9 protein-coding genes and 1 tRNA gene are annotated in these 9,524 nt (G+C 71.6%); 7 read left to right on the forward strand and 3 right to left on the reverse strand.

The window, feature by feature from the left end:
* Positions 1 to 322 precede the first annotated feature (322 nt).
* A complete protein-coding gene (locus ACWKZU_RS02200) occupies positions 323 to 1,060 on the forward strand; it encodes a FadR/GntR family transcriptional regulator (protein WP_449280755.1) in 738 nt (245 codons plus the stop codon).
* On the opposite strand, the gene ACWKZU_RS02205 is transcribed toward ACWKZU_RS02200, so the two are convergent.
* Both ACWKZU_RS02205 and ACWKZU_RS02210 read right to left on the reverse strand, forming a co-directional pair.
* A complete protein-coding gene (locus tag ACWKZU_RS02205) occupies positions 1,048 to 2,652 on the reverse strand; it encodes a multicopper oxidase family protein (protein ID WP_449280756.1) in 1,605 nt (534 codons plus the stop codon). The two genes, ACWKZU_RS02200 and ACWKZU_RS02205, sit on opposite strands and share 13 nt — an antisense overlap.
* Positions 2,649 to 3,092, reverse strand: coding sequence for a hypothetical protein (locus ACWKZU_RS02210; RefSeq protein WP_449280757.1), 444 nt, complete (start codon positions 3,090 to 3,092; stop codon positions 2,649 to 2,651). Before ACWKZU_RS02210 ends, ACWKZU_RS02205 begins: the two co-directional genes overlap by 4 nt.
* A 167-nt stretch (positions 3,093 to 3,259) precedes the next feature.
* Between ACWKZU_RS02210 and ACWKZU_RS02215 the strand changes: the two genes are divergently transcribed.
* On the forward strand, positions 3,260 to 4,501 hold the full coding sequence (locus tag ACWKZU_RS02215) for a sensor histidine kinase (protein WP_449280758.1): 1,242 nt from the start codon (positions 3,260 to 3,262) through the stop codon (positions 4,499 to 4,501).
* On the forward strand, positions 4,498 to 5,157 hold the full coding sequence (locus tag ACWKZU_RS02220) for a response regulator (protein ID WP_449280759.1): 660 nt from the start codon (positions 4,498 to 4,500) through the stop codon (positions 5,155 to 5,157). Before ACWKZU_RS02215 ends, ACWKZU_RS02220 begins: the two co-directional genes overlap by 4 nt.
* A gap of 100 nt (positions 5,158 to 5,257) precedes the next feature.
* Here the strand turns inward: ACWKZU_RS02220 and ACWKZU_RS02225 are convergent, their stop codons facing one another.
* Entirely contained in the window at positions 5,258 to 6,460 is a 1,203-nt protein-coding gene (locus ACWKZU_RS02225; protein ID WP_449280760.1) for a pyridoxal phosphate-dependent aminotransferase, read from the reverse strand.
* Between the two features lie 387 nt (positions 6,461 to 6,847).
* Here ACWKZU_RS02225 and ACWKZU_RS02230 point away from each other — a divergent pair.
* The 4 genes from ACWKZU_RS02230 (at position 6,848) to ACWKZU_RS02245 (ending at position 9,501) form a co-directional block, all read left to right on the forward strand.
* Positions 6,848 to 6,920: transfer RNA gene (locus ACWKZU_RS02230), tRNA-Trp, on the forward strand.
* A gap of 53 nt (positions 6,921 to 6,973) precedes the next feature.
* Positions 6,974 to 7,246, forward strand: a complete 273-nt coding sequence (gene secE, locus ACWKZU_RS02235; protein WP_449280761.1) for a preprotein translocase subunit SecE — start codon at positions 6,974 to 6,976, stop codon at positions 7,244 to 7,246.
* Positions 7,247 to 7,298: 52 nt separating this feature from the next.
* A complete protein-coding gene (nusG, locus tag ACWKZU_RS02240) occupies positions 7,299 to 8,102 on the forward strand; it encodes a transcription termination/antitermination protein NusG (RefSeq protein ID WP_449280762.1) in 804 nt (267 codons plus the stop codon).
* Between the two features lie 175 nt (positions 8,103 to 8,277).
* Positions 8,278 to 9,501, forward strand: coding sequence for a flavin reductase (locus ACWKZU_RS02245; RefSeq protein WP_449280763.1), 1,224 nt, complete (start codon positions 8,278 to 8,280; stop codon positions 9,499 to 9,501).
* The last annotated feature ends 23 nt before the right edge of the window (positions 9,502 to 9,524 follow it).

Here is a 9,524-nt window from a genome sequence, read left to right on the forward strand (position 1 = left end):
AGTTCTACAAGGAGATCCATTGGATGAAGGATGCGGGGATCACGACGGGTGTGCAGCAGTCGTCGGGCAAGCCCGCGTTCCAGCCGAAGTCGTCGGTGACGCGTGAGGCGATGGCGGCGTTCATCTACCGCCTCGAGAACTGACTCGCGACGACCCGGGTGACCGACCGCGCCCGCCGGCGCAGCACGGCACGGGGATCGCCCCCTCCACCACCAGTGGAGGGGGCGACCCTCGTTTCCCCGGGTTCCCGGGAACCCGCGCGCGAGCGCGGTCGTTCCCGGTCCGCGATTCGATAGAGTCTCACCCAGGAGGTGCATTCGGAGTGGAACTGCCAGGAAGCGGCAAGAAGGCGGCGGAGACGCTGGAGACCCTGCAGCAGAACATCGCCTCTGGCGTGTGGCCGGTCAACTCGCGGATCCCCAAGGAGCCCGAGCTGATGGAGCTGCTGGGAGTGGGCAAGTCCACCGTGCGGGAGGCGGTGCGCTCTCTCGCGTCGATGGGCATGCTCGAGCCGATCAAGGGCGTCGGTACGTTCGTGCGCTCGCGCACACCCGTCAACTCGGTGGTGAGCCGCTTCGTGGCGGCCTACCCGATCGAGGAGATCCTCGGGTACCGCCGAGCGCTCGAGGTCGAGGCCGCCCGCCTCGCCGCGGTGAACCGCACGGATGCTCAGCTGCAGCAGATGCGCGAGGCCTACGCGCGCGACCTGGACGGCACCACCGCGTCGACGGGGGCGACCGAGTTCGGCGCGAGCCCGGCGACCTTCCACCAGCTCATCTTCGAGGCGGCGGGCAACAGCCTCATGACCGGGCTCTACGCCTCGCTGCTGGTCCCCATGCGCGGCGCCCGGTCGGCCGGGGTGTTCGGGCCCGGGTCGAACGCCGACCTGAGGCACCGCGACCACTCGGCGATCCTGCAGGCGATCGAGCAGCAGGATCCGGTGCGCGCCGCGCAGGCCATGGGGCTCCACGCGGAACGCGATCTGGTGCCGCGCACGGGCACCGGCGGCCCCGAGCCCGACCGGGCTCAGCCGCAGAGCACCGCCGGTCAGTGTCCGTGAGGCGATCCGGCCGTGCCGTCGGGCGAGCCGGATCCACCGGGCTCGGCCGGCGGCCGAGGTAGATCGAGCGGCGCAGGGGCGCCCCGCTCGATCACCACGAACTGCCCCATCATGCCCTCGTCCTCGTGCAGCAGCATGTGGCAGTGGAACATGTAGGCGTGCTCGGCGTCGGCGTAGTCCTCGAAGCGCATGAGCAGCCGGTATCGGCGCCGCGGTTCGAGGTACACCGTGTCCTTGCGGCCGGCCATCTCCGGCGGCGGGGCCGCGTCGTCGACCGTGAGCACGCGGAACTGCACGTCATGCACGTGGAAGCTGTGGGGGATCGGCTGGCTGCTGCGCACCTCCCAGATCTCCGTGTCGCCGATGCGCACGACCTCGTCGATGCGCCGCATGTCCATGCGTCGGCCGTTGATCTCGCGCTCGTTCAACGCGAACTCGCGCGTGCGCACCGCGTCCTCCTCGTGCAGCGCGTCTTCCGACGCGTGCCGGGAGGCCGGCCAGCGCGGTTCGGGCGAGGCCTCCAGCCGGTCGGTCGCGCGCAGCTCCAGCACGTCGAAGGCATCGCCCCCGCCCATCACCCCCGGCACCGCGACCCCGCCGAGGTCGACGGCGGCGGATCGCAGCGTCGCGCGCTCCCCGGCCGCCAGCCGGACCACCACCTCGGCTCGCTCGCCCGGGGCCAATCGCAGCTGATCGAGCTCGAGCGGCCGGTCGAGCAGCCCGCCGTCGCCCGCGATCATCGTCAGCCGGTGGCCCGGCACGGCGAACTGGTAGCTGCGCGCCGTGGAGCCGTTCAGCAGGCGCAGCCGCACGCGCTCGCGCGATACCTCGTGGAAGGCGCCGACGGTGCCGTTGACGAGGATGGTGTCGCCGAGTTCGCCGGGCTCCGCGCCGTCTCGGTCGTGCACGAACTGCCCGGCGCGATCGAACGAGCGATCCTGCACGATCACCGGCACGTCGTCGATGCCGTACTCCTCCGGCAGATCCGCGCTCGCGGACGCGTCGTCGTCGAGGATGAACATGCCGGCGAGACCCCGCAGCACGTGGGCCTCGGTCGCGCCGTGCGGATGCGGGTGGTACCAGAGCGTCGCCGCGGCCTGATCGATGGTCCACTCCGGCCGCCAGGATCCGCCGGCCGGGATCTCCTGATGCGGCCCGCCGTCCATCGCGGCCGGCAGGTGCATCCCGTGCCAGTGCACGCTCGTGGGCTCGCCGAGCCGATTCCGCACCTCGACGGCCACCCGCTCACCGCGCTCGGCGCGCAGGGTCGGTCCCAGGAAGTCGCCGTCGAAACCCCAGGTGCGGGTGAGCGCATCCGGTGCGGTCGCGGGTGCGAACGAGCGCTCGCCCTCCTCCGCGGTGAGGGAGAACACCCGCACGCCGTCCTCGACCCGGGAGGGTGCGAGCGACGGGATCGCGAGCGGTTGCGCGAACTCCTGCTCGACGACCGGCCGCACGGGCGCACCGACGATCGGGATCGAGCCGCACGCCGTCAGTCCGAGCGCCGCGGCGAGGAGCATGCCCGCGCCGCGCGCACCCGCACCCGCACGTGGCCGCGCCGCATCGGGAGGCGCCATCCGATTCGACGTCACCGGCGTGCTCCGCCGAGCAGCGTCTGGATGCCCCACGCCACCAGCCCGGCCAGAGCACCCCAGCCGGCCTGCAGCGCCAGGGAGATCGGGAGCGCCCAGAGCGGGGCGCCGCCGCCGAAGGCGTAGGAGAGCGCGTGCGAGAGCAGCCCCGCCCCGAGACCCGTGAGGGTCAGCGTGAGCACGGGACGCGGAAAACGCCCGAGCCCGACGACGCCGATCCAGCACGCAGCGATGATCGAGAGGATCACGGCCGCGCGTGCGAAGCCGCGCGGCATGCCGGTGATCTCGGCGAGGGGCCACAGCAGTGCGAGCGCCGAGAGACCGGCGATCAGCGGCCAGCTGAGGCGGCGGGGGATCGCCCCTCCGGGGCTCGCGGGCGTCGGGGCACCCGGAGGATCGGAGGGGCTCGGGCGGGTCGGGATCGATCGTGCGTCACTCATGCTCCCAGGCTCCAGGCTCCGGACGCCCGGCGCATCGGCCCGCGGGCGCCACCGGTGTCGCCCCGGAGCGACACTTCTGGTCGCCCGGGGTCGCCCCGTGGCGACGAAACGGGGAATCCCCGCCGCCCGGCTCGTGAGCGTCGGAGGACCTGCCTAGGCTGGTCGGCATGGAGGAGGATGCGACGCCGCTGCGCTCCCGGCTGGTGGAGTCGGTGTTCGCCTGTGCGGCCGTGCTCGTGCTCTGCACCGTGGTGCTGGCGGCCGGCGCACCGCAGGCCTCGCCCGAGGCCTTCCTCGCCGTCGCGGGTTTCGCGGCGCTCGCCGTGCTCGGCGCGCGGTTCCCGCGCACGGCGCTCGCGTGCACGATCCTCGGCATCTTCGCCTACTACACGGCGGGGTTTCCGCCGCTCGGCATGGTGCTGCCGGCGACGGGGGCGCTCTATCTGGCCGCGGCGGGAAGACGCGCCTTCTGGGCGATCGGGAGCGCCTCGGTGCTGCTCGGCGTGGCGACGTACTACCGGATGAGCGACCAGGATCCGGCCGCGGGCTTCACGGGCTACGAGTACGTCACGGAGGTCGCGCTGGCGGCTGCCGCCATCGCCCTCGGCGCGGCCACCGGGCTGGCGCGCGAGCGCAGGCGGCAGTCGCTCAGGATCGCGGAACTGGTCGCGGCCGAGCAGGCGCACCTGGCCGAGCAGCGCATGGCCGAGCAGCGCATCCGGATCGCGCGCGAGCTGCACGACACCGTGGGGCATCGGCTGACCGTGGTCTCGCTGCACGCCTCGGTCGCCTCCGAGGCGCTCGCGCCGGAGGCGCCGCCCGGCGCGAGCGCCGTCGGGACCTCCGGTGCCGGCGGAGACACGGCTGCGCGGGAGGCGCTCGAGCGCGTGCGCGAGGCGAGCTCTGAGGCCCTGCGCGAGCTGCGCGCAGCGGTGCGGCTGCTGCGACGGGAGGAGCTCGCCGAGGACCCGCTGGACATCGCCCGGCTCGCACGCACGGCGCGGCGGGCGGGCCTGCAGGTGGAGCTCGATACCGAAGCGGCAGGGCTGCAGCCGGCGGTCGCCGAGGCCGCGAGCCGCATACTGACCGAGGCCACCACGAACGTGCTGCGGCACGCGCGGGCCTCGAGGCTGCGGATCACCGCCCGCGCCGCCGAGGGGTGGCTCGGCATCGAGGTCTCCGACGACGGCGAGGGAGCGCCGCGCACCGCCGGTCCCGGGGTCGCCCCCGCGGTGGGCAGCGGGATCGCCGGGATGCGCGAGCGTGCGGAGCTCGCGGGCGGGTCGCTCCGGGTGCGCACCGCTCCGGGAGCCGGTTTCGCGGTCGCGGTGCGGCTGCCGCTGGAACCGGGCGCTCCCGGGCCGGCGGACGTGTCGCGATCGTCTGCGCCGGAGGAGGAGGCGTCGTGATCGAGGTGCTGCTGGCCGACGACCAGGAACTGGTGCGCGCCGGACTGCGGCTGCTCGTGGAGCGCGACGGCGACATCTCGGTGATCGGCGAGGCCGAGAACGGACGCGAAGCCGTGCGACTGGTCCGGGAACTGAGCCCGGATCTGGTGCTCATGGATCTCGGGATGCCCGACATGGGAGGCGTCGAGGCGACGCGGTTGATCGCCGCGGATCCGGCTCTCGGCGGCACGCGGGTGCTCGTGCTGACCACCTTCGACGACGACGCGGACGTGTTCGCAGCCATCCGATCCGGAGCGGCCGGCTATCTGCTCAAGGACCTCTCGCCCACCGAGCTGCGCGCCGCGATCCGCACCGTCGCGGCGGGAGGGGCGCTGCTCGACCCCTCGGTGACCGAGCGCGTGATGCAGGCCGCGATTCCGAGCGCCGGTGCGGCCGAGCCGCCCGAGGGACTGAGCGAGCGCGAGACCGAGGTGCTCGTGCTCGTGGGCCGCGGCCTCAGCAATGAAGAGATCGCCCGTGAGCTGTTCCTGAGCCCGGCGACCGCGCGCACCTACGTGAGCCGTCTGCTCGCGAAGCTGAGGGCGCGGGATCGCGCCGCCCTGATCGTGCTCGCATACGAGACGGGCCTCGTGCGTCCGGGAGACCCGGGAGGGTGAGCGGACGCATCGGCGGTGCCGCTGCGGCGAACGCGAGAGGGCCGGTCGGGATCCCGCGATCCCGACCGGCCCTCTCCGCGTGCTGAGACTGCGTCGCGGGCTACTCCGAGAGCAGCGCCCGGATGCGGCGCACGCCCTCGACGAGGGCCTCGTCGCCCAGCGCGTAGCTGAAGCGCAGGTAGCCGCTGGGGCCGAAGGCCTCACCGGGCACCGCGGCCACCTCCGCCTCGGAGAGGATGAGGTCGGCGAGCTCGAGCGAGGTCGCGGGGGTGACCCCGCGGTAGGTCCTGCCGAGCGCGCCCGTCACGTCGACGTAGGCGTAGAAGGCACCCTCGGGGGTGGGGCAGACGAAGCCCGGCACCCGGTTCAGCTCCTCCACGATGAGCTTGCGGCGGCGGTCGAAGGCCAGACGCATCTCCTCGATCGGCTCCTGCGGCCCGTTCAGCGCCGCGATCGCCGCGCGCTGCGCGATGTTGTTGACGTTCGAGCAGAGGTGCGACTGCAGGTTCGCCGCGCCCTTCATGACGTCGGCCGGGCCCACCATCCATCCCAGGCGCCAGCCGGTCATCGCGTAGGTCTTCGCAACGCCGTTGACGAGGATCGTGCGGTCCTGCAGCGCCGGGACGGCCTCGACGATCGACACCGCGCGCACGCCGTCGTAGACCAGGTTCTGGTAGATCTCGTCGGCGACGACCCAGAGGCCGTTGGCCTCGGCCCACTCGCCGATCGCGCGCGTCTCCTCGGGGGAGTACACGGCGCCGGTGGGGTTGGACGGCGACACGAACAGCAGCACCTTGGTGCGCTCGGTGCGGGCGGCCTCGAGCTGCTCGACCGTCACCTTGTACCCCTGGTCGGAGCCGGCGAACACCTCGACGGGCACGCCGTCGGCGAGCTGGATCGCCTCCGGATAGGTGGTCCAGTACGGGGCGGGCACGATGACCTCGTCGCCCGGATCCAGGAGCACCTGGAACGACTGGTAGACGGCCTGCTTGCCGCCGTTGGTGACGATCACCTGCGACGCCGGCACCTCCCACCCCGAGTCCCGGGCGGTCTTCGCGGCGATCGCCTCGCGCAGCTCCGGCAGGCCCGTCGCGGCCGTGTAGCGGAAGTTCTTGGGATCGTCGAGGGCCGCACGCGCCGCGACGACGATGTGCTCGGGCGTCGCGAAGTCGGGTTCGCCCGCGGCGTAGCTGATCACGGGACGGCCCTCGGCCTGCAGCGCCTTGGCCTTCGCGTCGACCTTGAGCGTCGCGGACTCGGCGATGGCGGCGATCTTCTTCGAAAGACGGGAGATGTTGGTCACCCCTCAAGCCTAGCGGCTGCGGCCGCGTCACGACCCTGGACGGGGGCCGGGAGATTCGGGGCGATCGGCGGAGACGGGTGGTCGGCCGTGGGCATACCCGCCCAGCCGCGACCCTCCCGCGACCCTCCCGCGGTCCCTGCGTGGTCCCTCCGTGGTCCCTCCGCTGCGCGCGCCAGTAGTTGCTGCCATTCCTCCCGTTTGGCGACAAGTACTGACGCGCGGATGTCGGGTGGGCGGTCTCGGGACTCGGGGTTCGGCGCCGGGGGCGCCGGGGCGCCCCCGGTTCGACAATCGCTCTCGGATCGCGTAAAGTGATCCGAGGTGATTGACTTTCACCAAAATTTCCTATGCCCGAAAGGGTGGAGATGAAAGTCCGATGATCTCCATAGGGCGGTGGCGCAATTGGTAGCGCAGCGGTCTCCAAAACCGCAGGTTGCAGGTTCGAGTCCTGTCCGCCCTGCAGATCCCGCCCGGTGCTCGAGCACCGGGCGGGTTGATTGAAAGGACGTGCGAGTGAGCAGCAGCGAGGTCGAGGAGAGCGGCGGTCTGGTCGAGCGCGCCAAAGCCGACCGCGAGGCGAAGCGCAACTGGTTCAGCCGGATCATCCTCTTCGTGCAGCAGGTGATCGCCGAGCTCAAGAAGGTCGTCACGCCGACCCGCAAGGAGCTCATCAACTACACCCTCGTGGTGATCGCCTTCGTGATCATCATGATGGCGCTCGTGTGGGCGCTCGACCAGGTGTTCGGCTTCGTCACCGTCTTCATCTTCGGAACGCCGCTCGGCTGACCCGCGGTCGACGAGTCCGATCCCGAACCCGAACCAAGGAAAGCAAGTACAGATGACCAGCGAGAACAGCAACACCCCCGAGGCCGATCTCGAGTCGGCTCTGGACGCGCTGGTGCAGTCGGTCGACCCGGTCGCCGATGCCGCCGTGGAGGACGCGCTCGAGATCGACAGCGCCGAGGAGGCCGCGGCCGCCGCGAGCGCGATCGTCGACGAAGAGGTCGAGGAGGAGACCGAGACGGCGGAGGACCCCTACAAGGCCTTCAAGAAGGACCTGCGCCGCCGCCCGGGCAAGTGGTTCGTGATCCACACCTACGCCGGCTACGAGCGCAAGGTGAAGTCGAACCTGTGGAACCGTCGCGAGACGATGGGTGCGGTCGACGACATCTACGAGATCCAGGTCCCCATGGAAGAGGTCATGGAGGTCAAGAACGGTCAGCGCAAGATGGTGACGCGCGTGCGCATCCCCGGCTACGTGCTCGTCCGCATGAACCTCAACGAGCACACCTGGTCGGTCGTCCGCCACACCCCCGGCGTGACCGGCTTCGTGGGCAACGCCAACAACCCGGTGCCGCTGCGCATCAACGAGGCCTTCGAGATGCTCAAGAGCACCGTCGAGCTCGAGCCGGCAGCCACCGCCAAGGGCAAGGCCGCCGCGAACGCGGCGGCGCAGGGCAACGTCGAGATCGACTTCGAGATCGGCGAGACCATCACGATCAAGTCGGGCTCCTTCGAGGGCCTGCCGGGCACCATCAGCGAGATCAACCCGGCTGCGGGCAAGCTGACCGTGCTCGTGTCGCTCTTCGAGCGCGAGACCCCGGTCGAGCTCAGCTTCGACCAGGTCACCAAGATGCTCTGAGCCACGGGCTCACGACCGAGCGCCCGCGCCCCTCGAGGGCGCGGGCGCTCTCGTCGTTCCGGGACCGCTGCGGGCCGCCGCGCTCGACGCGGTGCGTTCGGTGCACGAAAGGCGGGGACGATTTCAGCTCGGCGCACAACGCGCGCCCGGCCGCGGCTGACCAGAATGGGCAATCATGACCAGTAGCAACGGTGCGACCCAGATCCAGCAATCCCGCGAGAAGTCGGCCTGGTGGCGGGCGGTTCTCGGCGAGTACCCCACCGGGGTCACCGCGATCACGTCGACCGATGCCGAGGGCAGCCCCGTGGGCATGGTGGTCGGCACGTTCACCGCCGTGTCCGAGCATCCGCCGCTCGTCGGGTTCCTCCCGGCGAACGACTCGCGCACCTTCGCCGAGATCCGGCGCAACGGCACCTTCTGCGCCAACGTGCTCGGCTACCGGCACGAGGCCCTGTGCCGGCGCTTCGCCTCGCGCACCGAGGATCGCTTCGCCTCGGAGCACTGGGAGCGGTCGGAACTCGGGAACCCGCGGCTCGACGACGCCGTCGCCTGGTTCGAGGGGCGCATCGTCAGCGTGACGCCGGCGGGGGATCACTCCTTCGTGGTCGCCGAGGTCACCGGTCTCGGCGTCGGCGATGGCAGCGCGGGACTGCCCCTGCTGTTCCTCAAGGGCGGCTACGGCTCCTTCACGGTGCCGGCGCTCGACTTCGACGTGCCCGGATTCAGCGGCCAGCTGCGAGCGGCGGAGAGCGTGCGCGGCGTCGTGCAGCAGCTGGCCGATGAGACCGGCACCGAGTGCCTGCTCTCGACCGTGGCCGATGATTCGGTGCTGGTGCTCACCGCCGCCAATCTGCTCCCCTCGCGCCCGCGATACGGGATCGTCGGCATGAACTTCCCCTTCGCAGCCCCGCTCACCCCGGTGCTCGCCGCCTGGAGCACCCCGGAGCACGTCAAGCTCTGGGAGGAGCACTCCCGGCACCTGCTGGGACACGTCGACCGCCCTCTGCTGTCCCGCCTGACCGACGCGGTGCGCAAGCACGGCTACGCGATCACCGCCGGGGAGAGCTCGGACGGCTTCGACGAGATCGCCAACGATCCCGCAGCCTCCTGGGGCGAGCTGTCGGGCGCCTGGAACGCGGTCAAGGCGAACGTCGAGGCGCTGCTCGAGAGCTGGACGCCCGGCGGGCTGGCCCCCGGTGAGGAACCGCTGGCGGTCACCTCCCTGCAGTTCCCGGTGTTCGACGCCGAGGGCAAGGCGCAGTTCGAGCTCGTGATCTCGGGATTCGATCCGTTCCCCGCGGAGGCGGAGTTCTGCGCCCTCGTGGAGCGCGGCAAGGCCGCAGCGGCGACCCTGACCGGACTGGTCGGAGGCCGCGCGCCCGCGGATCACGCCGGTTGATCCGGATCGCGCGAGGCGGGCCC

Source organism: Leucobacter sp. (genome assembly GCF_053528595.1).